Origin of the sequence: Aquaspirillum sp. LM1, assembly GCF_002002905.1 — a bacterium.
GTDB lineage: Bacteria > Pseudomonadota > Gammaproteobacteria > Burkholderiales > Aquaspirillaceae > Rivihabitans.
Genome location: NZ_CP019509.1, coordinates 3,816,538 through 3,841,867 on the forward strand (window position 1 = coordinate 3,816,538; position 25,330 = coordinate 3,841,867).

Consider the following 25,330-nt stretch of genomic DNA (forward strand, 5'->3'; position numbering starts at 1 on the left):
CATGACGACCTCTTCCCTGCCTTCTGCTGCCCGCTCGCAACCAGTGACCCTGGATGTGGATATTGAACTGACCGAACTGACCCCGCCAGCGGGTTTGCCGGCCCACTCGCCGGTGAATCCGCCCGAGGTGGATCTTCTTGCGCTGCAGCAGCGCGAAGAGGACGCCTTTGCCCGGATTTTCCGCCGCAAGGGGGCCAAACCGCGCCCGACGGCCCCGCCCCCAGTGACGGAAACGCCGGTCACTGCTGCGCCCGCGCCTGCCGCGCCAGACACGCCGCCGATTCTGTCCGCCGCGCCCACCCCTGCCGAACAGCAGTGGGACAACGCCGCGCCGGAACCGGCGGTTGACGCCTTTGCGCCAGCCCTGGCCGAGCCGCCCGCCCTGCTGGAAACCGCCGCCATCCCACAGGCCGCCGCTGACACCAGCCTGCCCGAGGTGGCCCTGGAAAACGCCGACCTCGACGCCTTTGTCCACGCCCTGCTGGCCAGCGCCGAACGCGACCGCGCCATGCCGGTGGATACCGTGCCCATGCTGGAGCCGATGGCAGACGACCTTCCGCTGGATGCCGGGATCGAGAACAGCTTGCCTGCCGTGGATGGCGACGAACCGCTGGACTTTGCCTTTGACGACCTGCTGATTGCCGAACTGGACAACAACGCCAGTGCCCCCGCCAGCCTGCCGCCCACCCTGGCCCAGCCGCTGGACACAGATGACGCGGACAATCGCCAGCAGGAAAGCGCGCAGCCGGCCTTGGCACCGATGCTGGACGCCAGCGACGCTCCCGTGCTGACCGCCCTTCCCGATGCGCCGGCGCTGACCGCCGTGGCCGACGATGACGAACTGGCCCAGGCATTCAACGACATGCTGGCCGCTGCAGCGGAGCCCCCCACACCAGACAGCGCCCCAGCCGATGCTGAGGCTGCACTGGCATTTGACCTGGACGAGCTGTTGATGCTCGACCCGCCAGTTGCACTGGCCGATGAAGCCCCCGCCGCCACGCCAGTGGCACTGGCAGAGAGTGAACCCACCGCCGACCATGCCACGCCAATGCAGCGCCTGCTTGAGGACGTCCTGGCCCTGCCGCCCCTGCTGGAAGACGCCCCCGCGTCTGAACCGGCCAGCCCCACCGTCCCGCAGGCATTTGACCTTGACGATATGTTGATGCTGGATCAGCCAGCTGCGGCGTCCGAACAAGCCGACGCCGCCGACCGTGCTGAAGAACAGGAACCGGCACCAGAAGCATGGTTGAGCGCTGAATCGGCACCTGAATTGCCGGTGCTGGATGCCCCGCTGGTAGATGCCACGCCCAACGATCACGATCACGCGGACCACCCGGCAGCAGAAATGCAAGCGGCGCTGGAATTTGACCTTGACGAGATGCTGATGCTGGCTGAGCCAGCTGTCGCCCCGACGGAAACACCCGCACAAGCCAGCCAGCCAGCCCCAGCCACCAGCGTGCCCCCGCTTGCCGATGACAGCGCCCTGGCGCTGGATGATCTGCTGCCCTCGCTTACCGCTGAATTGCCGATGCGGGATGCGCCAGTGATCGACACGCTTGCGTCACCGGCTGACGCACCGGCAACACTGGCGTTTGACCTCGACGACATGCTGATGCTGGACGCGTCGGACACTGAGCGCCAAATGAGTGACGCCCTGGCGGCACCAGCCAGCGAATCCGCCGTGACGGCGGCTGACGATCATGCGCAGGCACTGACGCTGGATGAATGGCTGACGGTTGACCCCTCTGCGGCCAATGACGTACCGGCCAAGGCGGCAGATGACGCCCCGGCCACGCTGGCGTTTGACCTTGACGACATGCTGATGCTCGACCCGCCAAGCGCCGAGCCCGCCGCCCCGGTTGAACGGGAAGTGCTGACCCTCGACCACGACGACATTCTGGCCGAGGCACTGCAGGACATGGCCGCTGAGCCGCCACCGGTTGCCGAGGCGCTGGCCACTGACGCCAGTGCGGAGCCATCACAAGATTTGGACGACCCGCTGACGGAGACCGAATCCGCCCACGATCTGACCGTGACCGCACCAGAAAGCCTGGCTGACACACACGCCGTCGATTTTGACGACGCCCTGATGGCCGAATTGGCGCTGGACGCCGCAGACCAGACCGACGACGCACTGGACTTTGCCTTCAGCACCAGCGCCGCCGCACTGGCCGACGTCCCCTCAGCGCTGGATGAACACGACGCCGCAGCGGCTGGGCACGCCCAGGCTGACGATGACTTGCTCGACCCGCTGCCGGTGCTGGATGCGCTGGAAGAACCGTCCCTCCACGACAACGCGACAGAACAGCCCGCTCAGGCCGCTCAAGCCCAGGCCGACACCGGCGAGGAGCCGGTGGCGGCACCCGCCGCCGCCCTGCTGGATCTGGACCTGGATCTGGCCGCACCGCCGCTGCTGGACGCACTGCACGACGAGCCTCAGACCCCCACCACGATTGAGCCGGCGGCCAGCACCGAAAACGCCCCGCCAGCACAGACATCCCCCACGCAAGCCTTGCCCGCCGCCAGCCTCAGCGTGGCAGAACCGGCTGAGCTGCCCTTGCCGCTGCTGGAAGAAGAACACCGCGCGCCGATGGCTGCCGCATCGCCCCCGGCCAGCCACGACAGTGATATTCTGGCCATGCTGGCCCAGTCACTGGAAGGCAACTGGTGGTCGATGGTGCAAGGCAGCCCGGCGCACTACAGCATGTTCCGCCGTGGCCTGGGCCGTCTGGCCCAGCGTCTGGCCGACCTGCCGGCCACTGGCCTGCCCGCCCTGGTGGAGGCGCTGATTGCCCAGGCCGACAGCCTGCCAATTTCCGGGCCATCGGCCTGGGCGGCAGAGGCGGTCAGCCAGGCGCTGGAAACCCTGGGAGATGCGCTGCTCAGCCTGCCCACGCCCAGCACCACCCAGCGCGCCGCCGTGCAGGCCCGCACCCGTGAGCTACTGGCCGGCCCGCCCCCCGCGCCCATCAGCATGGAAGAGGCTGCGCCTGTCGACACCACGCAGGCCGATCAGCACGCGGATGCACCGCCGCTGATGCTGACCGAAGAAGCCGAAGCAGAAGACACCAACACGGTGGTGCAGGCAGACACCGTGCCTGAACTGAGCGAGCTCGAACAGGACACTGCGCCACAGGCCGAACCGGATGACACCGAGACGCTTGAAGCCCCTGAAATCGCTGACCCGGACGCCACTGACGTGGCGCTGACGCTGGAGCTGCCCACGCTGGCTGCCGATGCCGACGATCTGCCTGGCGAGCCCGCCAGCCTTGACCAGCCACAGGCCGAACTGATGCTGGAACTGGGCGTGGAGGCCGAAGTGGCTCCGCTGGATATCCCGGCACTGAGCCTGAGCGATGTGCTGGAAGATGCACCCGTCTGGCCGGAAGAAGACCTCCCGCCAGTAGAAGACACGCCGCCCGCCACCGAGCAGGTCAGCACACGGGATGAATCGCCCGTGCCAGAAGCCCTGGCGCTGGCCGATGGCAGCGTGCCGCTTGACCCGGCACTGCTGGACACCGCTGAAGCGCCGGTCGAAACCGATGTGCCCGCCCCCCTGGCCACCGATGCGGATGCGGAGGCAGAAGAAGACTCTCCCCTTCCCGCCGTACTCGACGCCAGCGACGATGCTGCCGCACTGGCCGAACTGGATTCGGTGCAGGTGATTGACCCGCCGTCGCCCGCTGTGGCGCAGACCGTGACCGAGGACGACGACGACTGGACCCAGCCGCCGCTGGCCGAGCTGTCGCGTCTGGCCAAGGAAGCGCCGCTGGCCAGCCCGACACCAGCAACCGACCTGGAAGCCGAACCGGAAGCGGCAGCCGAAGTGCTGACCCACTGGCCTGCCGATGAAGAAACAGCCGCGCTGCCCGGCTTTGCCGAACTGCCGGAACTGGGCTGCGCCCCCGAGCAGGAACCCGCGCCCGAGCCAGCCACGCAGGCTGCCGACGATGACGGGGCCGATGAGGCAACAGACAGCCAGGCCGACGTCCTGAGTGTGCCGCTGGAAACCGTGGCCGAAGCGCTGGCTGCCGAAGCAGCCGCCTCGGAAGCAGCCGCATCAGAAGCGACTTCCGAGGTGGCCGCTGATGCCATCCCGGCCAGCGAACGCACGCCATTGCGCAGCATTACCCTGGAAGACATTCCGCATCTGCGCCAGATGCTGGGCGGCAACAGCAGCAGTGGCAGCTTCCCCACCGTGGCCGAAGCCCTGGCCGAACCGGAAATGCCAGACACCGCGCCCGCTGCCCCGGCAGAAAGCCCTGCCGCCGCACCCGCGCCAACCTTCAGCAACAGCATTGCAGTCAGCGATATTCCGCTGCTGCGCGCCGGTACGCTGGAAGCCCTGCTGGAAAAGATTGAACCGGTAGAAGAAGTGCCGGCAGAAACCCCAGCGCCGCCCACGCCGGATGTGGTGCCGCTTGGCCCAACCCAACTGGCAGCGTTTTTTGCCTCGATGGAAGCCGACGCCCCGGCGGCACCGATTCCGGCGATTGACCTGGCCGCCTTCCTGGTGGTGGCGCAGGGGCTGGTGCAGCGCATGGTGCAGGAATGCCGCAACGCCCGCAGCCAGGGCATTGGCCCCGGTTTTGTGTCGGCGGCGGATGAGCTGGGCCGGAACGCCAGAGACGCCGGCGTGCCGGACATGGCCAATCTGGCCGCAGCACTGGCCTCGGCGCTGACCCGTCCGCTGTCGCCTCAGGCAGTGCTGGAGCTGGCCACCGATACGGTGGCGGTGCTGAGCATGATGGTCACCCAGGGCCAGCGTCATGAGCCGATTGAAGGCGCGCCAGACATGGTGGCGGCGCTGGAAGCGCTGATTGCCAAGCCACCGGTGCGCAAACTGCCGTAACACCCAGCAAGGCCCAGGCCCCCACAAAAAACCCCCGCCGGTGATCCGGACGGGGGTTTTTTGTGGGTGGGCCAGCGCCGGAGCAACTTAGCGCATCACCACCGTTTGCACGTTCAGGCGTTCTGCCACTTCACGCGCGCGGGACACGGTGACAAACGGGCCGATACGCACCTTGTACAGCCCGTCGCGGTTAACCAGCTCCAGCCGGCCTTCCACGTCGTTGCTGCTGGCCAGCGACTGCATGCGTTGGCGGAACGCCTCGGCATTGCCCGGTGTGCCAAACGCGCCCAGCTGCAGCCACACGCCGCTGCCGTCGGCACTGGCCGGTTGCGGCACGCGGGCCACATCGGCAATGCCGGACATCGGCGCGGTCAGGCTGGCGTTCATCACCCGCACGGCGTCATCGCGTGGGGTGATATTGGCCAGCCGCACCGGGCTGCTGTCTACATCCACATCGCCAGGGCGCACCCGCTCCACCACCACTTCGGCATGGCCGACATTGGCGTAACCGAGCTTGTAGGCAGCGGCATACGATAGATCAATCAGCCGGGTGCGCTGGAACGGGCCACGGTCGTTGATCCGCACCACCACCGACTTGCCATTGCTGACATTGGTCACCTTGGCATAGCTGGGGATGGGCAGGGTCGGGTGGGCGGCGGTCATTTCGTACATATCGTACGCTTCGCCCGACGCGGTGCGCCGACCATGGAACTTCTTGCCGTACCACGAGGCCTTGCCGCGTGCCTGATAGCGGGACTGATTGCTTTCTGGCACGTAGGTCTGGCCCTGAATGGTGTACGGGCGATTGGCTGAGGTGAGCAGGGGCTCATCCACCGGGACAGCATCCGGAATCGCATCCGGATCGGCAGGCAGACGGCGGTCGCCAGGACCGTCATCCTTGTAGTAGCCGCCGCCCTTGGTCACCGGGACCGTGGTGCGGGCAGATTTATACCCAGGGGTGGATTTGTGACTGGCCGTTGTCTGGTTCGGAGTGGAACAGGCAACAAGCAAGGCGCTCAAGGTCACGAGCCACAGCCAGCGGAGAACAGATTGCATTGCTACTCCCTTTTGCTGTTGTGTGCCAACACGTCTTAAGGGGTGCGAAACGGCAATCTTTTGGCAGATTCCTCTCCTCCGGGGAGTGGGCTGCCGGCCATTTCGCGCTCAGGCGCCGCCGGCGAAGCCATGCTGCCGCCACGCCTCGAAGACGGTAACGGCGACGGCGTTGGACAGATTCATACTGCGGTTGTCCGGTCGCATGGGCAGGCGCAGATAGCGTTCCGGTGGGATGCCCGCCAGCACGTCGGCGGGCAGGCCTCGGGTTTCCGGACCGAACAGCAAGACATCGTCCGGTTGGAACGCTACCTGATCGGGGCGGGTGGTGCCCCGGGTGGTGGCGGCGAAGATTCGCCTTCCGGCAAGCGCCGCCACACAATCCGCCCAGTTTTCATGCACCACCAAGGTGGCGAACTCGTGATAATCGAGCCCTGCGCGACGCATTCTGGCGTCGTCAAGCGGAAAACCAAGCGGCTTGACCAAGTGCAGCTCGCAGCCGGTGTTGGCACATAAACGAATCACATTACCCGTGTTGGGCGGAATCTCCGGCTGAAACAAAACGACTGTAAACATTGGTCAAATACTCAAACAGCGATGGATTATTTCGCGGGATCAACAAGTTAGTCAAGCCCTGTTGTCCGGCGTGCGTAGCAGCACCCAGCCCTCAACCCGCGCCGCGCCTTGCTGTTTAAGGGTTTGCGCGGCTTCGGCCAGTGTGGCGCCGGTGGTGCTGACATCATCAATCAGTGCAATAAATTGCCCCGTTACCGGACGATGAACGGTAAATGCCCCGCGTAAATTTTCCAGCCGGTCGGCCCGGTTCAGGCCGGCCTGCGCCGGGGTGTCGCGCACCCGCTGCAGCATGCCGCTGACACAGGGCAGCGCCAGATCATACGCCAGCCGACGCGCCAGTTCCTCACTTTGGTTAAAGCCGCGCGTCTGCCAGCGGGCAGTGGACAAGGGGATCGGCACCAGACAATCTGGCCGCGTCCGCCCGGCCACCGCCGCCTGCAACAAACCGGCCAGCGGACGGGCCAGCGTCAGCTGACGGCGGTACTTGAATGCATGCAACACCTCGTCCAGCGGCCAGGCATACGGATGCGCCGCCACCAGCGCATCCCAGGCCGGCGGCTGCTGGCGGCAGGCACCGCACACCAAACCCGCGCGACTGGGCCGACCACACTGTGGGCAGCGCTCGGCAGGCAAGCGCGGCAAGTCGGCCTGGCAGCCCGGACACAGCCAGCCCTGGCCGCCCACGCCGCACAACACGCAGCTTTGCGTCAGCCGGGCTGCGCTGTTCAAAAAACCACGCCATAAATTTGACAGCATCGTGCAAAGCTCCGACCATGTGCGCTGCCGTCATCTTGCCACGAGCCGCCCATGAATGCCTCTGCCCCGATTGCCTTTGCTGCCCGCCCCACTCCGCACGCGGAATCCGCCACCTGGAGCGTGGCTGAAATCGAAGCGCTGTACAGCCTGCCATTTCTCGACCTGGTATTTCGCGCCGCCGCACTGCACCGCGAACACTTCGACCCGCAACGCATCCAGCTGTCCACCCTGATTTCAATCAAGACCGGCGGCTGTCCGGAAGATTGCGGCTACTGCCCGCAGTCGGTGCATCACGATACCCCGGTGGAAAACCAGCCGATGATGACGGTGGACGAGGTGATTGCCGCCGCACGCAGCGCCAAGGAAAATGGCGCGGGTCGCTTCTGTATGGGGGCCGCCTGGCGCGGCCCGAAAAACGCCGACCTGAATGCCACGCTGGGCATGATCCGCGAGGTGAAAGCCCTGGGGCTGGAAACCTGTGCCACCTTTGGCCTGCTGCAAAACGGCCAGGCGGAAAAACTCAAGGATGCCGGGCTGGATTACTACAACCATAATCTGGACACTGCGCCAGACAAATACGCCGACATCATTTCCACCCGCGACTACGAAGACCGCCTGGACACCCTGGGCAAGGTGCGCGCCGCCGGGCTGAATGTGTGCTGTGGCGGGATTGTCGGCATGAACGAAACCCGCCATGACCGCGCCGGGCTGATTGCCCAGCTGGCCAATCTCAGCCCGCAGCCAGAATCCGTGCCGATGAACAGCCTGGTCAAGGTGGAAGGCACCCCGCTGGACCACGCCGACGCGCTGGACTGGACCGAATTTGTCCGCACCGTGGCCGTGGCGCGGCTGGTGCTGCCGCGCAGCTACATCCGCCTGTCGGCAGGCCGGCGCGAGATGCCGGAAGCCATGCAGGCGCTGTGCTTCATGGCCGGGGCCAACTCGATTTTTTATGGTGAGAAACTGCTGACCACCGGCAACCCCGACGTGGACCGCGACCGGGAACTGATGGCCAAATTGGACCTGCTGCCGCTGTAATGCTGCCCGTGAGGTTGTGGCCATGCGCCTGCTCGACACTCTGCAACACAAGCTCGACGCGCTATCCGCCCGGCACCAGCGGCGGCGCTGTCCGGTGCTGGACACCCCGCAAGGCCCACGCGTACGGATAGATGGCCGCGACTACCTGGCGTTTGCCAGCAACGACTACCTGGGCCTGGCCAATCACCCGGCGCTGATTGCCGCCGCCGGCGATGCCGCCGTGCGCTGGGGGGTGGGCGGTGGTGCATCGCATCTGGTGGCCGGGCACTTTGGTGCCCATGCCGAGCTGGAACAGCAACTGGCCGCCTGGCTGCAATTGCCGGCGGCACTGCTGTTTTCCAGCGGCTATCAGGCCAATCTGGCGGTGATGACCGCCCTGCTGGGCCGGGGCGATGCGGTATTTGCCGACCGGCTCAATCACGCCTCGCTCAACGATGCCTGCCTGCTGTCGCGCGCCGATTTCAAACGCTTTGCCCACCATGACCTGGCCCAGCTGGCGCGCCTGCTGGCCGCCAGCACCGCCCCCACCAAGCTGATTGCGGTGGATGCGGTCTATAGCATGGACGGCGACTGTGCGCCGCTGGCCGCGCTGCTGGCGCTGGCCGAGCAATTTGACGCCTGGCTGTATGTGGACGACGCCCATGGGTTTGGCGTGCTGGGCGATGGACGCGGCAGCCTGGCCGAGGCGGGCCTGCGCAGCGACCGGCTGATTTACATGGCCACCCTGGGCAAGGCCGCTGGCGTGGCCGGTGCGGCAGTGGCCGGACATGCCACGCTGATTGACTGGCTGATCAACTGCGCCCGGCCATTTATCTTCACCACCAGCACTTCGCCGCTGCTGGCGGCGGTGTTGTCCACCAGCCTGACGCTGATCGCCGGCGAACCGCAACGCCGCCAGGCGCTGCAGGCGCGGATTGCCCAGCTCAAGCATGGCCTGGCCGGCCTGCGCTGGCCCTTGCTGGCGTCGGAAACACCGATTCAGCCGCTGCAGGTGGGCAGCAATGCCGATACGCTGGCGCTGTCGGCGGCGCTGCGCGAGCGCGGCATCTGGGTGCCGGCGATCCGTCCGCCCACCGTGCCGGCAGGCAGCGCCCGTTTGCGCATTGCCTTGTCGGCGGCGCATCAGGAGGCCGACGTGGCAGAGCTGGTGACGGCGTTGCGCGAGCTGGCGCACACGCTGCCCGCCGCCTGAGGGATGGCACTGCGCGCATCCCCTCCCGCCCTCCGTCGCCCCACGGTATCATTCCCGGTTTATTGATTGTCAGCGAGATGCCCATGAGTGACGCCCCCGTCAGCCTGAAACCCTGCCCGCGCTGCGGCCAGCCTGCCGAACTGATCAAAGCCGGGTCACGGCGCTTTTGGGTGCAATGTTCGCGCTACCCCAAGCAAGGCACCTGCAGCACCCTCGCCGCGCAGGCCGACAATAAAAAAGAAGCCATCCACAACTGGAACACCCGGATGTAAGCCCGGCATCAGCCGGGAAACAGGGTTTTGTCCAGCGCATGCTGGCGGGCGCTGGCCGGGCTGATCTGCTGGCGCTGCACCAGCTGCTGCAGCGCCTGATCCAGCGTTTGCATGCCCAGCGCCTGGCTGGTTTGCAGGGTGGAGTACATCTGCGCCACCTTGTCGTCGCGAATCTGATGGCGAATGGCCGGGCTGGCCAGCATCACTTCAAACGCCGCCACCCGGCCATGCCCACTGGCGGTTTTCAGCAGGGTTTGCGCCACCACGGCCTGCAGGCTTTCTGCCAGCACACTGCGCACCATCGCCCGTTCGGCAGCCGGAAAACTGTCTACCACCCGGTCCACTGTTTGCACTGCCGACTGGGTGTGCAGGCTGGCCAGCACCAGATGGCCGGTTTCAGCGGCGGTCAGCGCCAGCCGCATGGTGTCCACATCGCGCATTTCGCCCACCAGAATCACATCGGGATCTTCGCGCAGCGCGCTGCGCAGCGCCTGGCTGAAACCCTGGGTGTGGGTGTGCACCTCGCGCTGGTGAATCAGGCTGCGGCCACTGGGGTGGATGAACTCGATCGGGTCTTCAATCGTCAGAATATGGGCGTGGCGTTCATGGTTGATCTGCTGCAGCATGGCCGCCAGCGTGGTGGATTTGCCCGACCCGGTAGGCCCGGTCACCAGAATCAGCCCGCGTGGCCGGCGCGCCAGCTCGGCCAGCACCGGCGGCCCACCCAGCTCGGCCAGGCTGGGCAGCTGGGTGGGAATCAGCCGGAACACCGCGCCAGCCCCCCGGCTGTGCACAAAGGCGTTGACCCGAAACCGGCCCAGCTCGGGCAGGGCAAAGGCAAAGTCGCAGTCCTGGGTGTCGGCATACTGGCGGCGCTGCGGATCGCTCATCACCGCATAGAGCATGGCGCGCACATCGGCGTGGGCCAGCGGGGCCACGGCTATTGGGCGGATATCGCCGTGAATGCGCAGCAAGGGCGGCAAATCGGCAGAAACATGCAGGTCGGACGCCTGCTGTTCCATGGCAAATGCGAGAAGGTCGGCAATTTCCATTTATACTGCTTCCCTGAATGGACTGGATTGGCCGCCGCTGCCAATGGGTGGATGACGGCGTGGCAAAGGGGACTGTATCATGACAATAGAATCAGCGCTGCGGGCAACCCGCCAGCGTTTGGCCCAGGCGGAGCACGCCGCTGGCCGTCCACCGGACACGGTGCAACTGCTGGCGGTCAGCAAGACCTTTCCGGCCAGCGCCATCCGCGAAGCGGCGGCGGCGGGTCAGCACTGCTTTGGCGAAAACTATGTGCAGGAACTGCACGGAAAAGCCGCCGAACTGGCGGATCTGGCGCTGGAATGGCACTTCATCGGCCCATTGCAGAGCAATAAAACCCGGCTGGTGGCCGAATGCGCGCACTGGGTACACTCAATCGACCGGCTGAAAATTGCCGAACGGCTGGCAGCGCAGCGCCCGGCACATTTGCCAGCGCTGAATGTGTGCCTGCAGGTGAATGTGTCGGGCGAGGCCAGCAAAAGCGGCGTGACGCCAGCCGAGCTGCCGGCGCTGGCGCAAGCGGTGGCGGCCTTGCCTGGCCTGCGCCTGCGCGGCCTGATGTGCATTCCCGAAGCCACCGACGACCTGCCGCGCCTGCGCGAACAGTTTGCCTGCCTGCCCACGCTGCAGGCGGCGCTGGCCGCTGACGGGCTGATGCTGGACACCCTGTCGATGGGCATGTCGGCTGACCTGGAGCTGGCCGTGGCCTGCGGCTCCACCCTGGTGCGGGTTGGCACCGCAATTTTTGGCGGACGCAGCGCGTCGGCCACCCCTGCAACTGCCTGAACTTTCGGAACCCAGACACATGATGCACATTACTTTTATTGGCGGCGGCAATATGGCCACCGCCATCATCGCCGGCCTGGTCAAGACCGGTCAGTGCCAGATCAGCGTGGTCGAGCCTGATGCCGACAAACGCGAGCAACTGGCCCAGCGTTTTCGGGTCACCGCGCTGGCCCAGCTGCCAGTGTATTTTGGCGGCGGCCAGGTGGTGGTGCTGGCGGTCAAGCCGCAGCAGCTGCGTGAAGTATGCGACAGCCTGGCGGGCCGGCTGGATGGCGCGCTGGTGCTGTCGATTGCCGCCGGGGTGGGCGTGCCGGCGCTATCGCGCTGGCTGGATGGTCACGACCGCATTGTGCGGGTGATGCCCAACACCCCGGCGATGATCGGCAAGGGTGTTTCTGGCCTGTTTGCCCGCCCGGTGGTGGACGCCCAGGACCGCGCCAGCGCCGAGCAGATCATGTCGGCAGCCGGCAGCACGGTGTGGCTGAGCGAGGAATCCGGCATTGACGACATCACCGCCATTTCCGGCAGCGGCCCGGCCTATGTGTTTTATTTTCTGGAAAGCCTGATTGAATCGGCCCGCCAGCTGGGCTTTGACCCGGCCACCGCCCGCGAACTGGCGCTGAGCACCTTTGAAGGCGCAGTGGCACTGGCCCGTCACAGCGGCGAGGACATTGCCACCCTGCGCGCCAATGTCACTTCCAAGGGCGGCACCACCGAGCAGGCGATTGCCAGCTTTGAAGCATCCGGGCTGAAATCCGCCATCCTGCGCGGGGCCAAAGCCTGCCGTGCCCGTTCGATCGAGCTGGGCGAACAACTGAGTCAGGACTGAACACCATGCTGCTGGACATGCTGCGTTTTCTGTTGGGCACCCTCAGCCATTTTTTTACGCTGATCCTGTTGCTGCGTTTTTACCTGCAACTGGCCCGTGCGCCATTCAAGCACCCGCTGGCGCAATTTACCGTGACGCTGACCAACTTCATCGTGCTGCCCACCCGCCGGCTGGTGCCCAGCGTGCGCAGCTATGACACCGCCACCCTGCTGCTGGCCTGGCTGGTGACGCTGGCCTCCACGCTGATCCTGCTGTGGCTGTCGCCGTTTCCGTACAACTTTGCCTCGCCGCAGGGCTGGGTGCTGCTGGTGGTGCTGGCCACACTGAAGGTGTTTGTGCTGTCGATCTACCTGCTGATGGGCGCGCTGGTGGTGCAGGCCATTCTAAGCTGGGTGAACCCGTACAACCCGCTGGCACCGATTCTGGACGCGCTGACCCGGCCCTATCTGCGTCCGTTTGAGCGCCTGCGCCTGGGCCAGGTGGATCTGGGCCCGCTGGTGCTGTTGCTGCTGCTGCAAATGCTGGTGACCATTCCGCTGGCGCAGCTGGAATGGTTTTTCCTCAGTCAGCTGCAAATGCTGGTGTAACTTTGACCTGAATGCGTGCCTTGTGGCAGCGAATTCGGTAAGCTGCCCGACGCACTCTGTTGTGTTGTTTCTGTTCATCTCTAGGAGTTTTACTATCATGAAAAAACTGCTCGTTTCTGCCGCTGCCCTCGCCGTGCTGGCCTCCGCTCCGGCCTTTGCCAACCAAGCCCTGGCCCAAAAGAACAACTGCCTGTCGTGTCATACCGTGGACAAAAAAGTGGTTGGCCCGGCTTACAAGGAAGTGGCCGCCAAGTACAAGGGCGACAAGACCGCTGAAGCCAAGCTGGTTGATAAGGTGAAAAAGGGCGGCGTAGGCGTGTGGGGCCAGATCCCGATGCCGGCTAACGCCCAAGTCAGCGATGCTGATGCCAAAACCCTGGTGAAGTGGATCCTGTCGCTGTAATCCGGCGCACAGTGTCGTGCCCTGCCAGACGCCAGCACCGTGCGCCTGGCAGGTGTCGGTTTTTTACGATGGTCCGCGACGCTAGCACGCGGCTGGCCGTTTCGGGCCGTTGCACTGGCGCATGCTGAATGCGCGCAGGCACTGGCAGCCAACATTGGCCACCGTGCGCCAGTCTGTTATTGCACCGCAGCAGGCGCGATTTGGCCATTCCGGCAAAAATGCCCTGCTCATGGCAGGGAAAATTTGCATTTCCCCGGCAAACTCCTTTAACCTTCCTGCCCGTTTGCCCACCCTCTTCTTTGCAGGAAAACCGCCATGGCCAAATTGACCGAACAGGACATCCTGAACTACGACGGCGACGATTACATGAACGCCGACCAGCTGGAGTTTTTCAAGGATCGTCTGCTGCAGATGCAGCAAGAATTGCTGAGCAACGCCGACGCCACCACCAACCACCTGCAAGAGCAGGAGGCCACCCCGGACCCGGCTGACCGCGCCACCCTGGAAGAAGAATACGCACTGGAGCTGCGCACCCGCGACCGTGAGCGCAAGCTGCTGCTGAAGATCCAGTCCACCCTGAAAAAAATCGAAGCAGGCGACTACGGTTACTGCGAAGACACCGGCGAGCCAATTGGCCTGCGCCGCCTGCTGGCCCGCCCGACCGCCTCGCTGTCGGTAGAAGCCCAGGAACGCCGCGAACGGATGAAAAAACAGTTCGCCGACTGATTCCGGCTGTCCTTGCCGGCTGTCTGAACGCCCGCCCTGCCCCCTGACGCAACTCAGAGGGGCCGGCGGGCGTTGTCGTCAGCGGCAGCACCTGAACCGCACAGCGGCCCCCTGGCCAGCGGTTTTTCTGGTGGAAGGCCTCGCCACGGGTTTGCACATCAGATAAAACCACGCTAGGCTTGGCGTTTTGCCATCGCTTTCTTCGAGTGCACCATGCAACGCCAAACTGACGACGTCCGTATCCGGGAAATCAAAGAGCTGCTTCCGCCGCTGGCTCACCTTTACGAACTGCCGAACACCGACAAGGCCTCCGAACTGATTTTTGCCACCCGCAGCGACATTGCCCGCCTGCTGCGCGGCGAAGACGACCGCCTGCTGGTGGTGATCGGCCCGTGTTCGATCCACGACACCCAGGCCGCCCTGGAATACGCCGCCAAGCTGCAGCCGCTGCGCGACGCGCTGGCGGGCGAACTGCTGGTGGTGATGCGCGTGTACTTTGAAAAACCGCGCACCACGGTGGGCTGGAAGGGCCTGATCAACGACCCTAAGCTGGATGGCAGCTACGACATCAACCGTGGCCTGCGCATTGCCCGCCAACTGCTGCTGGACCTGAATAACCAGGGCATGCCAGCCGCCACCGAATTCCTCGACATGATCACCCCGCAATACGTGGCCGACCTGATCAGCTGGGGTGCCATCGGCGCACGCACCACCGAAAGCCAGGTACACCGCGAGCTGGCCTCTGGCCTGTCCTGCCCGGTGGGCTTCAAGAACGGCACCGACGGCAACCTGAAAATCGCCGTGGACGCCATCCGCGCCGCCAGCCAGCCGCACCACTTCCTGTCGGTCACCAAAGCCGGCCACTCCGCCATTGTCAGCACCGGCGGCAACCCGGACTGTCATGTGATCCTGCGTGGCGGCAAAGAACCCAACTACGCCAGCGACCATGTGCGCGCCGCCGCCGCCGAACTGGCCGCCGTGGGCCTGCCGCAAAAGGTGATGGTGGACTTCAGCCACGCCAACAGCCGCAAGGACTACCGCCGGCAAATGGAAGTGGCCGCCGACGTGGCCGCTCAAATGGCCGCCGGCGACAGCCACATCTTTGGCGTGATGGTGGAAAGCCATCTGGTGGAAGGCCGTCAGGACCTGAAAGCCGGCTGCACCCCCACCTACGGCCAGAGCATCACCGACGCCTGCATCGGCTGGGCCGACACCGAAGCCCTGCTCACCACCCTGGCCGACGGCGTAAAAGCCCGCCGCGCCAAGCTGGGCGTGCCACAGGACGCCTCGGCAGACGAATAAACCCGTCCGCACCCCACTCGCACGCACGATGGCAAAACACGCGCGTTGACCGGCCTGGCCGACATGGCTGACCGAAGAGAAAACAACATGCCCGGTGATGATCTCACCGGGCATTGTTTTTTTTGGGGGGATACGTTAGAAATGTGCCGAAGAAATCGTTGCTCCATGTCAACCCGGACATAGGAACCCGATATCAACAAAAACTATCTTTGCAAAATATTTTCTTGAATAAACCTAAGGGGCTAGCCATTTAATAAACCACTAAAAATCCAATTAGCATTTATTTGTCGCGCAACGCATCTTGTTTTATTATAAATGAGGCCACCAAAACACCATGGAACTCCAAACCGCCCTAAATACAATTGCAACAGATATTTTCCGAAAGCAAGCAGACTATGACTACATTGCAGCCCGAGCGAGCTATCGTATGCGCCTCCGGCAACAATTTCTCTGGTCGGCACATCAGGCTGTAGAAAAGTACCTGAAGGCTATACTTCTCTTCAACAGCAAGAGCGCAAGGTTCTATACGCCAACTGGCAGAACAAAGCAGAAAGAGTTTAGCCATAATTTAGCGGCTCTTCTACTAGAGGTAAGAAGCATTCAACTTTTCGAAATCGAGCTTGGCCCTAAAGGCGAGGAATTTTTTTCCTACCTTTCTAGTCAGGGAGTTAACAGATACCTCAGCGCTTCTGCATACAGCATGGCTGATGCCATTCAGCAACTCGATCAACTAGTTTGGCATATTCGCCGCTACTGCCAGTACATTTCAAGTCATCACGAAGCCATACCAGGCATGCAAGAGGCAATTCTCCGATCCATTACCGCCCCATCTACGAAGAGAATGCCACAATTGCTTGGTGGTGAGCTAGAAGCCGTAGTTAGGCGAGATCCAAAGGATTCAGCCAGAAAAGCCCTTGTATGGGCAAATCTTTGGTATTGTAATAAGAGGCGGCATCGTGTTACTTACGATGCCTTCAGTTCTTTTGAAATTACGCCCAGTGAACGAGAATGGCAAGGCATCGACTGGGAGACTATTGAATACTATGTCAAACCGTGAGGAGACGACCTCCGGCGTGGTGCGCGTTGGCGCTGCTGGGCAGCTTCGGCTTGCGCCATCTGGGCGATGGATTGGCGTTTCAGCACAAACAGCTCATCCAGTTCTGTCGTCAAGCCCAGCGCTTGCACCGCCCGGATCAGCGTGTCCAGCGAGCATTGGCCGTCGGTTTCCAGCTTGCGCAGTGCGCCCAGCGAAAGTCCGGCCATGTGCGCCAGTTGGCGTTGTGACAGCGACTGGGCCAGGCGTTGCACCCGCAGGCGGGCACCCAGTTCGCGCAGGATTTCATTGGGGAGAGACAAGATAAAAGACATTTTGCTGTGACTTAAGCCCGGTTTTTCCGATTAATCACCATTATAATGTGTTTTATCTGGTGGGGCGGCGATGTTGGCCGCCGTCCCGCTAAAAGCCTTAATCCGACGACTTGCTCCCCACCGCCGCCGGGGCCTGGCTCAAAATCCGGTCTGCCAGCCGCGAGAACGGCAGCGATTGCAGCCAGACGTGGCCCGGCCCGGTCAGGGTGGCAAAAAACAGCCCTTCGCCGCCAAACAGCGCGCTTTTCAGTTTGCCGACGTATTCGATATCAAAGTCCACGCTGGGCTGAAACGCCACCACGCAGCCGGTGTCCACGCGCAGCACTTCGCCGGCTTTCAGCTGTTTTTCCACCAGCGTGCCGCCAGCGTGCAGGAATACATAGCCGTCGCCTTCCAGCTTTTGCAGGATAAAGCCTTCGCCGCCAAACAGGCCGGCACCCAGCCGGCGCTGAAAGGCGATGCCCAGCGACACGCCTTTGGCGGCGCACAGGAAGGCGTCTTTTTGCGCCAGCAGGGTGCCGCCGAGTTCGCGCAGGTGTATCGGAACGATCTTGCCCGGCGAGGCGGCGGCAAAGGCCACGCGCTTTTTGCCGTGGCCTTGGTTGACAAACACGGTGGTGAACAGCGATTCGCCGGTCAGCAGACGCTTGCCGGCACCAAACAGTTTGCCCATCAGCCCGCTTTGCTGCTCGGAGCCATCGCCAAACAGGGTGTCCATGCTGATGCCGTCTTCCATATACATCATGGCACCGGCTTCGCCGACGGCGGCTTCGCCGGGGTCGAGTTCGATTTCGACAAATTGCAGGTCGTCGCCGACGATCTGGTAATCGATTACGTGCATGCTCATGGCGGGGCTCCGGGTAATGGGGTTGTAGGTGGGCAAGTTGGGATGGAGAAAAACCGCTCAGGGCGCGGCCAGCCGGGCCAGGTCGGCCAGGGTGTTGGCGTTGGCAAACGGTTGATCAAAGTGGACTGGCTGGTGGTCCAGGTCGGCCAGCCAGCCGCGAATGCTGCGCCCGCCGCGTGCCAGATAGGCATCCAGGCTGGCGGCGCAGTTGCGGTGCAGTGCCAGCAGGGTGGGGTGCCAGTGCGCGGGGTCGGCGGCGCTGCTGGCCTGACGATCATGTGCGGCGTCGAGCAGACGCTGGGCAAAGTCATCGGGCAGTTGCACGGCATCGCAGGGCACCACCAGCAGCCAGGGATGCGGGCAGGCAGCCAGCCCGGCCTGAATGCCGGCCAGCGGGCCAGGGTAGCCGGCCTCGGCGTCGGGCAGTACCGGGTGGCCCCAGCGGGCGTAATGGTCAAGGTGGCGGTTGGCGCTGAGCAGATAGCCAGCCGGGGGCCGGGTTTGTTGGGCCAGGCTGCGCAGCACATGCTGGGTAAGCGCTTCGCCGTGCAGGGTTTGCAGGCCTTTGTCCACGCCCCCCATCCGGCTGGCCTGGCCGCCGGCCAGAATCAGCGCGGTGTAGGCAGGCAGTACCGGGTTCAGCCCCATCGCTGAACGGCCTGCTGGTCGCTGGATTTAGCTTCCACCCAATGGCTGCCGGCCTGGGTGTGTTCTTTTTTCCAGAACGGCGCATCGTGCTTGAGGTAGTCCATGATGAATTCGCAGGCGGCAAAGGCATCGCGGCGGTGAGCGCTGGCGGTGAGCACCAGCACAATCGGCTCGCCCAGTGGCAGATAGCCCACCCGGTGGACCACCCGCGCCGCACTGAGCGGCCAGCGCTGGCGGGCGGTGTCCAGAATCGCCAGCAGGGATTTTTCGGTCATGCCGGGATAGTGTTCCAGCTCCAGGGCCATCACCCCGGATTGGTCGCCAAAGTCGCGTACCTGACCAATAAAACACACTTGGGCACCCACGTCGGGCCGGCTGGCCAGCGCGGCCATTTCGCCGCCGGCGTCAAACCGCCCGGTTTGCACCTGCACGCTGAAAGCACAAGATTCCATGCGGGTCAGCCCCCGGTTACCGGCGGAAAAATCGCCACTTCGTCGCCATCGGCCAGTGGGTGCGGGCCATGCACCACACTGTGGTTAACCGCCACCCGGAATGGCTGTTCCACCGCCAGCGCATCGGCCCAGGCCGCGCCGCGCTGGCGCAGCAGCTCAAGCAGCTCGGCCACGCTGTGGCCGGTAAAGGTCAGGGTTTCCTGATCCTGGCCCAGTTGGTCGCGCAGGCGGGCAAAGTACAGCAGCGTCAGTTGCATGGCTTAGTCTTTCGCATCGGAAGGGGGTTGCTTGCCGTGGCCGAGAAACATCACCCACAGGTGAAAAATCGCCCCGCCAATCGGCACGGCGGCCATGATGCCGACAAAAATCCATTCTTCCCAGCTCAACATGATGCGGTCCAGACAGCGGGTAAAACAACCATAGTAGAGAATTCGTCGAGGCCCGGCTAGTAGCCAGTCACGATGATATGAACCAAATGACTGGCTGGCAGCTAGACCGCTTTCGGCATGCGTTTCACCTGACGTGTCGTTCCCGCGCAGGCGGGAACCCAGGCCGTGCCACAGCGTGCGCCGTGGGGGTTGAGCGTTGTCGGATAGTCCGCTCGCTGTGGATGCCTCTGGATTCCCGCCTGCGCGGGAATGACGCGGTGGGGTGCGGCGGATGGTTCGCCGTGTCAAGTTAAGATGTTGTGTTGAAAGAAATTAAGCAAGACATCCGACGTCGGCTTGCTCGCAGGCACCCTCGTGTTTCAACGTGACTGGCTACTAGTTGTCCGTCCGGACTAGCCGGCACGGCGGCTCAGTGGCTGACAATTCCGTCAGCGGTGATGCTCAGTTCGTTTACCCAGCTGTCGGTAAACTTGCCCACGCACACCGATGTCTGCCGGGTGGCGCTCCAGGGGATGGTGACGGTATAGCCCATGCCGGGCCGGTGATTGAGCGCCACCACCCGGGTTTCCCCGGCTTGCAGCTGGGTGAGGGTGATGCGTTCCTGGGTAAAGTCGTTGCCGTGTTCAAACACCACCAGCGGCACAATCTGCGGCAGCTGGTTGTGCAGTTTGACAAACAGCACCGGGCCGGGAGTGCTTAGTGTGTGCCAGAGCAGGGTGATGCCCACGCCCAGCAGGCAGCTGAGCAGGGCCAGCCGCCAGGGGCGGGCGGCCAGTGCGGTAAGGCGGGTGAGCGGCATGGGGCCATCAATCTATAAATGAATAGATTGTAGCGTGTCGGCAAGCCGGTGAATACCGGCGATGGCCAGGCCACGCTGGCACGCTGCGTTCTTCCCGTTGCCGGCTCATCCTTCCGGCAACTGCATCCCCATCGAATACAGCCGTGGGCAGCCCATCATCTGCCCGATATCCGGCACGGGCATCTCGCTTAGCCCGTTGATCCAGGGCCGCACAATCAGTGCCATCACCAGCTGGAAATCATCCTGCATCCACTCCGGCGGAATCATCCGCTCCAGCAGCAGCACGGCCAGGCCGTGCACCATCGACCAGATGGCGGCGGCGTAATGGCTGGCGGTCTGCTCGGTAATCCGGTCAGCCATTGGCGAGCCCTGGGCGGCCAGCAAAATGGCCTGGGCCAGGCCCTGAAACCCCAGCTGGCCAGCCTGCCAGCTGGCCAGGATGGCTTCTTCGGTTTGGTTTTGCGGGGCGGGCAGCTGCTTCAGGCCGTCCGGGCCGGCAGTGGAAGGATGTTTCAGCAAGCCGCCAAAGTGCTCGCCGGGGCAGTGGCTGAACATCACCGCCAGATACGCCGGGTGCTGGGTGGCAAAGTTCAGATAGGCGCGCGCCAGTTGCTCCAGTGTTTCCGGCAGCTGATTGGCCGCCACCGGAATGCTGTGCATGGCTGTGGTCAGCAGCTGGTAGCCTTCATTGGCTGCCACCGCCAGCACATGGTCCTTGCCTTCAAAGTGCCGATACGGCGCAGCCTGGCTGACGCCGGCAGCCCGGCAGATTTCCGCCAGGGTAAAGCCGGAAGGGCCGCGCTGGCGCACCAGTTCCAGCGAGGCGTCGATCAAGGTGCGGCGCAGATCGCCGTGGTGATAGCGGCCAGCAGGTTTGCGCGGAATGGATGAGCCAGTGGAAGACATGGTGTGCGCTCTGTAAAGGTGCGGAGTAATGGGGCATTTTAGTGTGAAGCCACTTGACACGGATAGTCCAGACCCCGTAAGTTAACGATCAATACATTAACGGCGAAAGCGGCGTATGCACTTCCTGGCACTGAAGATGCTGATGGGCGACCGGCTGAAGTATTTTGGCCTGATTGCCGGCATTGCCTTCGCCGCCATGCTGATTGCCCAGCAAGCGTCGATTCTGGTTGGGTTTACCCGGCAAACCGGTGCATTTATTCGCGATACCGCCCAGGCGGACTTGTGGGTCATGGATTCGCAAGTCCGCTTTTCGCAGGATCGGGTGCCGATTCGCGACACCATGGTGCAGTTGGCGCGCGGTACGCCAGGGGTGGATTGGGCCGTGCCGCTGTATCAGGGGTTTGTGCGCGGCAAGATGCCGGATGGCACCAGCTTTACCCTGATTATGGTGGGCCTGGACGATGCCAGCCTGACTGGCGCGCCCCCGCTGATGCTGTCCGGACAACTGTCAGACTTGCGCCGCGACCGGGGGGTGCTGATAGACGGGCGCACCGCCGCGAAAAAACTGCTGATGAAAAATGGCGGCGACCGGCCAATGCAGATCGACGACCGTTTTTCCATCATGGACCACGAAGCGCGGATTGTCGGCACTTACCAGGGGCGCGAAAGTTTCTTCTGGGAACCGGTCATCTACACCACATACACCCGCGCACTGGCGTTTTCGCCGCAGGAACGCAACGGCCTGTCGTTTGTTATGGTGAAGCTGGCACCTGGGGCCAATCTGGAAGCCACGCGCGCAGCCCTGCAGGCGCGCACCGGGCTGACCGTGCGCACCAATGAAGAATTCATTCAGCTCACCGCTGATTACATCCTCAATGAAACCGGGGTGCTGATCAACTTTGGCCTGGCCGTGTTGCTGGGCTTCATTATTGGCGCGCTGGTGGCCGGGCAAACCTTCTACAACTTTACTCTGGACAATCTGCGCCACTACGGCGCGCTCAAAGCCATGGGGGTGACCAACCTGCGCCTGGCCGGCATGGTGCTGCTACAGGCTGGGGTGGTGGCGATTCAGGGCTATGCCATCGGTGTGGGCATGGCAGCGGGCATGGGGCTGCTGGTGGCCAAATCCGGGCTGGCGTTCAGCATGCCCTGGTATATCCCGCTGTTTACCCTGGTGGCGATGCTGCTGGTGTGCGCGCTGGCAGCGTGGCTATCGCTGCGCCGGGTATTTGCCCTGGAGCCGGCAGTGGTGTTCAAAGGATGACAAGCATGCCCTCTGACCGTGTTGCCGTGCGCTGCCAGGCGCTGACCAAGGTGTATGGCGAAGGTGAAAACGCCGTGCATGCGCTACGTGGGATTGATCTGGAAATCGCCTATGGCGAGCTGATGATGCTGGTGGGGCCATCCGGCTGTGGCAAAACCACGCTGATTTCGGTGCTGGCCGGCATTCTGGACCGCAGCACAGGCCACTGCCAGGTGCTTGGGGAGGATCTGGACCGCCTGTCTGGCAATGCCCGCACCCGCTGGCGCGGCGAGCATATTGGCTTTGTGTTTCAGGGCTTCAACCTGATTCCGGCGCTCACCGCCACTGAAAATGTGGCGGTGCCACTGCTGATTCGCCGCATCCCGCGCCCCCAGGCGCTCGCCGCTGCCGCTGCCATGCTGGAACAGGTGGGGCTGGGCAACCGGCGCGACACCCTGCCGGCGCAACTGTCTGGTGGCCAGCAGCAGCGGGTGGCCATTGCCCGGGCGCTGATTCACCAGCCGCGCCTGCTGGTGTGTGACGAACCCACCTCGGCGCTGGATCACGACACTGGCCAGCAAATCATGCAGCTGCTGCGCAAGATGGCTACCGGTCCGGAACGGGCGCTGATTGTGGTGACCCACGACGCGCGGATTTTCCCGTTTGCCGACCGGATGGCGCAAATGGACGATGGCCAGGTGGTCAGCGTCACCCGCCCCCCTGCTGTGGAGATTGCCCAATGACCTTTCCCCGTCGTCCGCTTACCCGTTTGCTGGTGCCCGCCCTGGCGGTATTTGGCCTGGGCGTCATGGCCTATACCGTGATTGCCGGGGACAAAAACTACCCAGCCGCCCCACCGCTCAGCGCACCCGCGCGCAGCCCGTTTGTCCATACCGTGGCGGGGGCGGCGCTGGTGGAGGCCAGCACGGAAAACCTGGCCATTGGCAGCGCCGTGCCAGGCACCATTGCCATGGTGCATGTCAAGGTGGGCCAGCAGGTGGAAGCCGGCGCACCGCTGTTCACCCTGGACGAGCGCAGCATTCGCGCCGAACAGGCCAGCCGTGAAGCCGCGCTGGCCGTGGCCGAAAAACGTTTGCCAGAAGTGCGCGCCCAGGCCGAAGAAGCGGCCTTTCAGCGCAGCCTGGTGGACGGGCTGGACGACCACCGTGCGGTATCGCGGGAAGAAATCCACCGTCGCAGCACCGCGCTGGCCACCGCCCGAGCCAGGGTGGCCAGCAGCGAAGCCGCCGTGGTCCAGGCCCGCGCCGAGCTGGCCGCAGCCCGCACCGAACTGGACCGGCACACCGTGCGAGCCCCAGTGGCGGGCGAAGTGCTGCAAAGCAATGTCCGTCCGGGAGAATATCTGTCCACTGCGGGCAACCAGCGCCCGGCATTGGTGATGGGCGACACCCGGGTGCTGCATGTGCGGGTGGACGTGGACGAGAACGACGCCTGGCGCATTCGTCCTGGCGCGCGGGCAGTGGTCAGCCTGCGCGGCAACGCCAGCCTGAAAACCGAAGCGCGCTGGGTGCGCGCTGAACCGCTGGTGATTCCAAAAAAATCACTGACCGGCGACTCGGTGGAGCGGGTGGACACCCGGGTGCTGCAACTGCTGTTTGCCTTTGAACGCAAGCAGCTGCCTGTTTATGTTGGCCAGCAAGTCGATGTGTTTATCGACGCGGCACCACTGCCGGGAGCCGCATCGTGAGCCGCCGTGTGCTGGCGGTGGCGCTAAGCGCCAGCCTGGCGGCCTGCAGCGTGGTGGGCAGCAACTGGCAACGCCCTGAGGCCGAGCTGCCTCCCCGCTGGAGCCAGCCTGCGCTGAACCCGGATGGCCCCAGCCAGAGCGCAAGCGCAGACGCCGATTTCTGGGCGGCCTGGGACGACCCGCCGCTGCGCCAGCTGATAGACCAGGCGCTGCGCCACAACCGCGACCTGCGCCTGGCCGCCGCCAGAGTGGCCGAAGCGCGGGCGCTCAGCGGCGAAGCCCAGGCCACGGCGCTGCCACAACTGGACGCCACCGGCAGCGTGGTGCGCAACCGGGCATCCGGCAATGACCGGCTGCCACTGCAAGGCACCGCCAATCCGGTGCGCCAGTACCGCAGCGGTTTTGACGCCAGTTGGGAAATTGACCTGTTTGGCCGGCTGGCGCGTGAGCGCGAAGCCGCCAGCGCCACGCTGGATGCCGCCCAGTTGCACCACGACGCCATGGCCATCAGCCTGGCCGCCGAAGTGGCCAGCCAGTATTTCCAGCTGCGTGCGGCGCAAACCCAGGCAGGAATCATCGAGCAACAAATGGCGACCGCCAGCGAAGCCGTGGCGGTGGTGGGCAGCCGGGTGCGGGCTGGATTGAACCCGGAACTCGACCGCCTGCGTGCGCAGGATCAGCAGGCGCAAATCGACGCCACCCTGCCGCCCGCACGGGCCGAAGTGGGCCTGGCAGCCCGGCGGCTGGGTGTACTGGTCGGCGCGCAGGCAGACAGCCTGCTGGCAACACTGACAGCCCCACAGCCCCTGCCACGGCTGGCCCCCAGCCTGCCCCGACGCTTTCCTGCCGCCTGGCTTGACCGTCGCCCCGATGTGCGCGCCGCCGAAGCCCAGGCACATGCCGCCCAGGCACAGGTGGGCGTAGCCGAAGGCGACCGTCTGCCCCGGCTGACGCTGGGCGCGGCGTTTGGCTGGCTGTCGCTGTCCGCCGGAAAACTGGGCGATGGCGACAGCCGCACCTTCACGATCGGCCCGCAACTCACCCTGCCGCTGTTTCACGGCGGCGCACTGACCGCCCGGCTGGAAGCAGCCCGCGCCCGCCAGGATCAAGCCTGGCTGAACTGGGAAAAAACCGCCGCCGAAGCCTTGCTGGAAGTGGAAAGCGGCGCGCTGCGCCAGCACGAAGCCACGCAACTGCACGCTGCCCGCGCCCGCCTGCTGGCCACCCGCCAGCACCAGTTTGATCTGGCTCGCCTGCGCTACCAGCGCGGCCTGAGCGACTACACCGAACCGCTGGAGGCTTTGCGCCAACTGTTTGCCGCGCAAACCGACGAAGTGGCCGCCAGGGTGCAGGCGCTGAATCACAGTGTGGCCTTGTATAAAGCGCTGGGCGGCGGCTGGCAGCCTGCTGAGCCGATGCTCGACCGGTAAGCTAAGTATGGATTGCTTGTGATGTATTGTGGTTGCGTGTTGATGCCGCCGGTCCGCGCGGGTGGACTGGCGGTTTTTTTGTCCACGCAGCTGAACAACAGGGCTGCCCTGACCACTT

At 64.2% G+C, this 25,330-nt stretch carries 27 protein-coding genes; 15 read left to right on the top strand and 12 right to left on the bottom strand.

The genetic code is table 11. The features are described from left to right. Position 1 precedes the first annotated feature (1 nt). Positions 2-4,852, top strand: coding sequence for a hypothetical protein (locus BXU06_RS16475; protein ID WP_077302152.1), 4,851 nt, complete (start codon positions 2-4; stop codon positions 4,850-4,852). 87 nt (positions 4,853-4,939) lie between these two features. On the opposite strand, the gene BXU06_RS18530 is transcribed toward BXU06_RS16475, so the two are convergent. From BXU06_RS18530 to BXU06_RS16490, 3 genes are all read right to left on the bottom strand, one after another. Beyond that, a complete protein-coding gene (locus BXU06_RS18530; protein ID WP_077302155.1) occupies positions 4,940-5,908 on the bottom strand; it encodes a septal ring lytic transglycosylase RlpA family protein in 969 nt (322 codons plus the stop codon). A 108-nt stretch (positions 5,909-6,016) separates the two neighbouring features. After that, positions 6,017-6,481, bottom strand: a complete 465-nt coding sequence (locus tag BXU06_RS16485; RefSeq protein ID WP_077302158.1) for a tRNA (cytidine(34)-2'-O)-methyltransferase — start codon at positions 6,479-6,481, stop codon at positions 6,017-6,019. Between the two features lie 51 nt (positions 6,482-6,532). Then, positions 6,533-7,237 (bottom strand): ComF family protein, encoded by a 705-nt coding sequence (locus tag BXU06_RS16490; protein WP_077302161.1) that lies wholly within the window; start codon positions 7,235-7,237, stop codon positions 6,533-6,535. A gap of 51 nt (positions 7,238-7,288) precedes the next feature. Here BXU06_RS16490 and bioB point away from each other — a divergent pair, with 51 nt between their 5' ends. The 3 genes from bioB to BXU06_RS16505 all read left to right on the top strand — a co-directional run bounded on the left by bioB (position 7,289) and on the right by BXU06_RS16505 (position 9,739). Beyond that, positions 7,289-8,275 (top strand): biotin synthase BioB, encoded by a 987-nt coding sequence (bioB, locus tag BXU06_RS16495; protein ID WP_077302164.1) that lies wholly within the window; start codon positions 7,289-7,291, stop codon positions 8,273-8,275. Between the two features lie 22 nt (positions 8,276-8,297). Further along, a complete protein-coding gene (bioF, locus tag BXU06_RS16500) occupies positions 8,298-9,467 on the top strand; it encodes an 8-amino-7-oxononanoate synthase (protein ID WP_077302167.1) in 1,170 nt (389 codons plus the stop codon). A gap of 83 nt (positions 9,468-9,550) precedes the next feature. Further along, positions 9,551-9,739 carry a Lar family restriction alleviation protein gene (locus tag BXU06_RS16505; RefSeq protein ID WP_077302997.1) on the top strand — a complete coding sequence of 63 codons (189 nt, stop codon included), beginning with the start codon at positions 9,551-9,553 and terminating at the stop codon, positions 9,737-9,739. An 8-nt stretch (positions 9,740-9,747) separates the two neighbouring features. Here the strand turns inward: BXU06_RS16505 and BXU06_RS16510 are convergent, their stop codons facing one another. Further along, the gene (locus BXU06_RS16510) at positions 9,748-10,791 is read right to left on the bottom strand and encodes a type IV pilus twitching motility protein PilT (RefSeq protein ID WP_077302170.1); all 1,044 of its coding nucleotides are present in this window, start codon (positions 10,789-10,791) and stop codon (positions 9,748-9,750) included. Positions 10,792-10,870: 79 nt separating this feature from the next. On the opposite strand from BXU06_RS16510, the gene BXU06_RS16515 reads away from it, so the two are divergent. The 7 genes from BXU06_RS16515 (at position 10,871) to BXU06_RS16545 (ending at position 16,479) form a co-directional block, all read left to right on the top strand. Next, entirely contained in the window at positions 10,871-11,575 is a 705-nt protein-coding gene (locus tag BXU06_RS16515; protein ID WP_077302173.1) for a YggS family pyridoxal phosphate-dependent enzyme, read from the top strand. Positions 11,576-11,597: 22 nt separating this feature from the next. After that, on the top strand, positions 11,598-12,404 hold the full coding sequence (proC, locus tag BXU06_RS16520; RefSeq protein WP_077302999.1) for a pyrroline-5-carboxylate reductase: 807 nt from the start codon (positions 11,598-11,600) through the stop codon (positions 12,402-12,404). Between the two features lie 5 nt (positions 12,405-12,409). Continuing rightward, positions 12,410-12,991 (top strand): YggT family protein, encoded by a 582-nt coding sequence (locus BXU06_RS16525; RefSeq protein ID WP_077302176.1) that lies wholly within the window; start codon positions 12,410-12,412, stop codon positions 12,989-12,991. Positions 12,992-13,088: 97 nt separating this feature from the next. Further along, entirely contained in the window at positions 13,089-13,394 is a 306-nt protein-coding gene (locus BXU06_RS16530; RefSeq protein WP_077302179.1) for a c-type cytochrome, read from the top strand. A 315-nt stretch (positions 13,395-13,709) separates the two neighbouring features. Continuing rightward, positions 13,710-14,120: an RNA polymerase-binding protein DksA gene (dksA, locus tag BXU06_RS16535; RefSeq protein ID WP_077302182.1), complete on the top strand. Its 411-nt coding sequence runs from the start codon at positions 13,710-13,712 to the stop codon at positions 14,118-14,120. A gap of 213 nt (positions 14,121-14,333) precedes the next feature. Continuing rightward, positions 14,334-15,422: a 3-deoxy-7-phosphoheptulonate synthase AroG gene (gene aroG / locus BXU06_RS16540; RefSeq protein ID WP_077302185.1), complete on the top strand. Its 1,089-nt coding sequence runs from the start codon at positions 14,334-14,336 to the stop codon at positions 15,420-15,422. Positions 15,423-15,756: 334 nt separating this feature from the next. Next, positions 15,757-16,479, top strand: coding sequence for a HEPN domain-containing protein (locus BXU06_RS16545; protein ID WP_077302216.1), 723 nt, complete (start codon positions 15,757-15,759; stop codon positions 16,477-16,479). On the opposite strand, the gene BXU06_RS16550 is transcribed toward BXU06_RS16545, so the two are convergent. From BXU06_RS16550 to BXU06_RS16580, 8 genes are all read right to left on the bottom strand, one after another. Further along, positions 16,464-16,790: a helix-turn-helix domain-containing protein gene (locus BXU06_RS16550; RefSeq protein ID WP_077302218.1), complete on the bottom strand. Its 327-nt coding sequence runs from the start codon at positions 16,788-16,790 to the stop codon at positions 16,464-16,466. The genes BXU06_RS16545 and BXU06_RS16550 overlap by 16 nt on opposite strands. 97 nt (positions 16,791-16,887) lie before the next feature. After that, complete coding sequence (locus BXU06_RS16555) at positions 16,888-17,637, bottom strand: TIGR00266 family protein (RefSeq protein WP_077302220.1); 750 nt, start codon at positions 17,635-17,637, stop codon at positions 16,888-16,890. A 57-nt stretch (positions 17,638-17,694) separates the two neighbouring features. Beyond that, positions 17,695-18,285, bottom strand: coding sequence for a molybdenum cofactor guanylyltransferase MobA (mobA, locus tag BXU06_RS16560; protein WP_077302222.1), 591 nt, complete (start codon positions 18,283-18,285; stop codon positions 17,695-17,697). Then, complete coding sequence (locus tag BXU06_RS16565) at positions 18,276-18,737, bottom strand: molybdenum cofactor biosynthesis protein MoaE (RefSeq protein WP_077302224.1); 462 nt, start codon at positions 18,735-18,737, stop codon at positions 18,276-18,278. The genes mobA and BXU06_RS16565 overlap by 10 nt, the downstream gene beginning before the upstream one ends. Before the next feature lie 5 nt (positions 18,738-18,742). After that, positions 18,743-18,994 carry a molybdopterin converting factor subunit 1 gene (gene moaD, locus BXU06_RS16570; RefSeq protein WP_077302226.1) on the bottom strand — a complete coding sequence of 84 codons (252 nt, stop codon included), beginning with the start codon at positions 18,992-18,994 and terminating at the stop codon, positions 18,743-18,745. Positions 18,995-18,997: 3 nt separating this feature from the next. Next, positions 18,998-19,126, bottom strand: a complete 129-nt coding sequence (locus BXU06_RS18425; protein WP_256364053.1) for a hypothetical protein — start codon at positions 19,124-19,126, stop codon at positions 18,998-19,000. A gap of 409 nt (positions 19,127-19,535) precedes the next feature. Next, the gene (locus tag BXU06_RS16575; RefSeq protein WP_077302228.1) at positions 19,536-19,925 is read right to left on the bottom strand and encodes a hypothetical protein; all 390 of its coding nucleotides are present in this window, start codon (positions 19,923-19,925) and stop codon (positions 19,536-19,538) included. A gap of 105 nt (positions 19,926-20,030) precedes the next feature. Then, a complete protein-coding gene (locus tag BXU06_RS16580) occupies positions 20,031-20,831 on the bottom strand; it encodes a TetR/AcrR family transcriptional regulator (protein ID WP_077302230.1) in 801 nt (266 codons plus the stop codon). A 115-nt stretch (positions 20,832-20,946) separates the two neighbouring features. Here BXU06_RS16580 and BXU06_RS16585 point away from each other — a divergent pair, with 115 nt between their 5' ends. From BXU06_RS16585 to BXU06_RS16600, 4 genes are read left to right on the top strand one after another with little or no spacing between them, the layout of a single operon-like run. Continuing rightward, a complete protein-coding gene (locus BXU06_RS16585) occupies positions 20,947-22,095 on the top strand; it encodes an ABC transporter permease (RefSeq protein WP_077302232.1) in 1,149 nt (382 codons plus the stop codon). 5 nt (positions 22,096-22,100) lie between these two features. Beyond that, positions 22,101-22,817 (top strand): ABC transporter ATP-binding protein, encoded by a 717-nt coding sequence (locus tag BXU06_RS16590; RefSeq protein WP_077302234.1) that lies wholly within the window; start codon positions 22,101-22,103, stop codon positions 22,815-22,817. Further along, positions 22,814-23,782 (top strand): efflux RND transporter periplasmic adaptor subunit, encoded by a 969-nt coding sequence (locus BXU06_RS16595; RefSeq protein ID WP_216352503.1) that lies wholly within the window; start codon positions 22,814-22,816, stop codon positions 23,780-23,782. Before BXU06_RS16590 ends, BXU06_RS16595 begins: the two co-directional genes overlap by 4 nt. Continuing rightward, positions 23,779-25,212, top strand: a complete 1,434-nt coding sequence (locus BXU06_RS16600; protein WP_171982256.1) for an efflux transporter outer membrane subunit — start codon at positions 23,779-23,781, stop codon at positions 25,210-25,212. The genes BXU06_RS16595 and BXU06_RS16600 overlap by 4 nt, the downstream gene beginning before the upstream one ends. The last annotated feature ends 118 nt before the right edge of the window (positions 25,213-25,330 follow it).

What these genes read in the sequence shown, in the direction of transcription:
- BXU06_RS16475 (WP_077302152.1), top strand. Translation starts at nt 2, where the DNA reads ATGACGACCTCTTCCCTGCCTTCTGCTGCCCGCTCGCAACCAGTGACC.
- BXU06_RS18530 (WP_077302155.1), bottom strand. Translation starts at nt 5,908, where the DNA reads ATGCAATCTGTTCTCCGCTGGCTGTGGCTCGTGACCTTGAGCGCCTTG.
- BXU06_RS16485 (WP_077302158.1), bottom strand. Translation starts at nt 6,481, where the DNA reads ATGTTTACAGTCGTTTTGTTTCAGCCGGAGATTCCGCCCAACACGGGT.
- BXU06_RS16490 (WP_077302161.1), bottom strand. Translation starts at nt 7,237, where the DNA reads ATGCTGTCAAATTTATGGCGTGGTTTTTTGAACAGCGCAGCCCGGCTG.
- bioB (WP_077302164.1), top strand. Translation starts at nt 7,289, where the DNA reads ATGAATGCCTCTGCCCCGATTGCCTTTGCTGCCCGCCCCACTCCGCAC.
- bioF (WP_077302167.1), top strand. Translation starts at nt 8,298, where the DNA reads ATGCGCCTGCTCGACACTCTGCAACACAAGCTCGACGCGCTATCCGCC.
- BXU06_RS16505 (WP_077302997.1), top strand. Translation starts at nt 9,551, where the DNA reads ATGAGTGACGCCCCCGTCAGCCTGAAACCCTGCCCGCGCTGCGGCCAG.
- BXU06_RS16510 (WP_077302170.1), bottom strand. Translation starts at nt 10,791, where the DNA reads ATGGAAATTGCCGACCTTCTCGCATTTGCCATGGAACAGCAGGCGTCC.
- BXU06_RS16515 (WP_077302173.1), top strand. Translation starts at nt 10,871, where the DNA reads ATGACAATAGAATCAGCGCTGCGGGCAACCCGCCAGCGTTTGGCCCAG.
- proC (WP_077302999.1), top strand. Translation starts at nt 11,598, where the DNA reads ATGCACATTACTTTTATTGGCGGCGGCAATATGGCCACCGCCATCATC.
- BXU06_RS16525 (WP_077302176.1), top strand. Translation starts at nt 12,410, where the DNA reads ATGCTGCTGGACATGCTGCGTTTTCTGTTGGGCACCCTCAGCCATTTT.
- BXU06_RS16530 (WP_077302179.1), top strand. Translation starts at nt 13,089, where the DNA reads ATGAAAAAACTGCTCGTTTCTGCCGCTGCCCTCGCCGTGCTGGCCTCC.
- dksA (WP_077302182.1), top strand. Translation starts at nt 13,710, where the DNA reads ATGGCCAAATTGACCGAACAGGACATCCTGAACTACGACGGCGACGAT.
- aroG (WP_077302185.1), top strand. Translation starts at nt 14,334, where the DNA reads ATGCAACGCCAAACTGACGACGTCCGTATCCGGGAAATCAAAGAGCTG.
- BXU06_RS16545 (WP_077302216.1), top strand. Translation starts at nt 15,757, where the DNA reads ATGGAACTCCAAACCGCCCTAAATACAATTGCAACAGATATTTTCCGA.
- BXU06_RS16550 (WP_077302218.1), bottom strand. Translation starts at nt 16,790, where the DNA reads ATGTCTTTTATCTTGTCTCTCCCCAATGAAATCCTGCGCGAACTGGGT.
- BXU06_RS16555 (WP_077302220.1), bottom strand. Translation starts at nt 17,637, where the DNA reads ATGAGCATGCACGTAATCGATTACCAGATCGTCGGCGACGACCTGCAA.
- mobA (WP_077302222.1), bottom strand. Translation starts at nt 18,285, where the DNA reads ATGGGGCTGAACCCGGTACTGCCTGCCTACACCGCGCTGATTCTGGCC.
- BXU06_RS16565 (WP_077302224.1), bottom strand. Translation starts at nt 18,737, where the DNA reads ATGGAATCTTGTGCTTTCAGCGTGCAGGTGCAAACCGGGCGGTTTGAC.
- moaD (WP_077302226.1), bottom strand. Translation starts at nt 18,994, where the DNA reads ATGCAACTGACGCTGCTGTACTTTGCCCGCCTGCGCGACCAACTGGGC.
- BXU06_RS18425 (WP_256364053.1), bottom strand. Translation starts at nt 19,126, where the DNA reads ATGTTGAGCTGGGAAGAATGGATTTTTGTCGGCATCATGGCCGCCGTG.
- BXU06_RS16575 (WP_077302228.1), bottom strand. Translation starts at nt 19,925, where the DNA reads ATGCCGCTCACCCGCCTTACCGCACTGGCCGCCCGCCCCTGGCGGCTG.
- BXU06_RS16580 (WP_077302230.1), bottom strand. Translation starts at nt 20,831, where the DNA reads ATGTCTTCCACTGGCTCATCCATTCCGCGCAAACCTGCTGGCCGCTAT.
- BXU06_RS16585 (WP_077302232.1), top strand. Translation starts at nt 20,947, where the DNA reads ATGCACTTCCTGGCACTGAAGATGCTGATGGGCGACCGGCTGAAGTAT.
- BXU06_RS16590 (WP_077302234.1), top strand. Translation starts at nt 22,101, where the DNA reads ATGCCCTCTGACCGTGTTGCCGTGCGCTGCCAGGCGCTGACCAAGGTG.
- BXU06_RS16595 (WP_216352503.1), top strand. Translation starts at nt 22,814, where the DNA reads ATGACCTTTCCCCGTCGTCCGCTTACCCGTTTGCTGGTGCCCGCCCTG.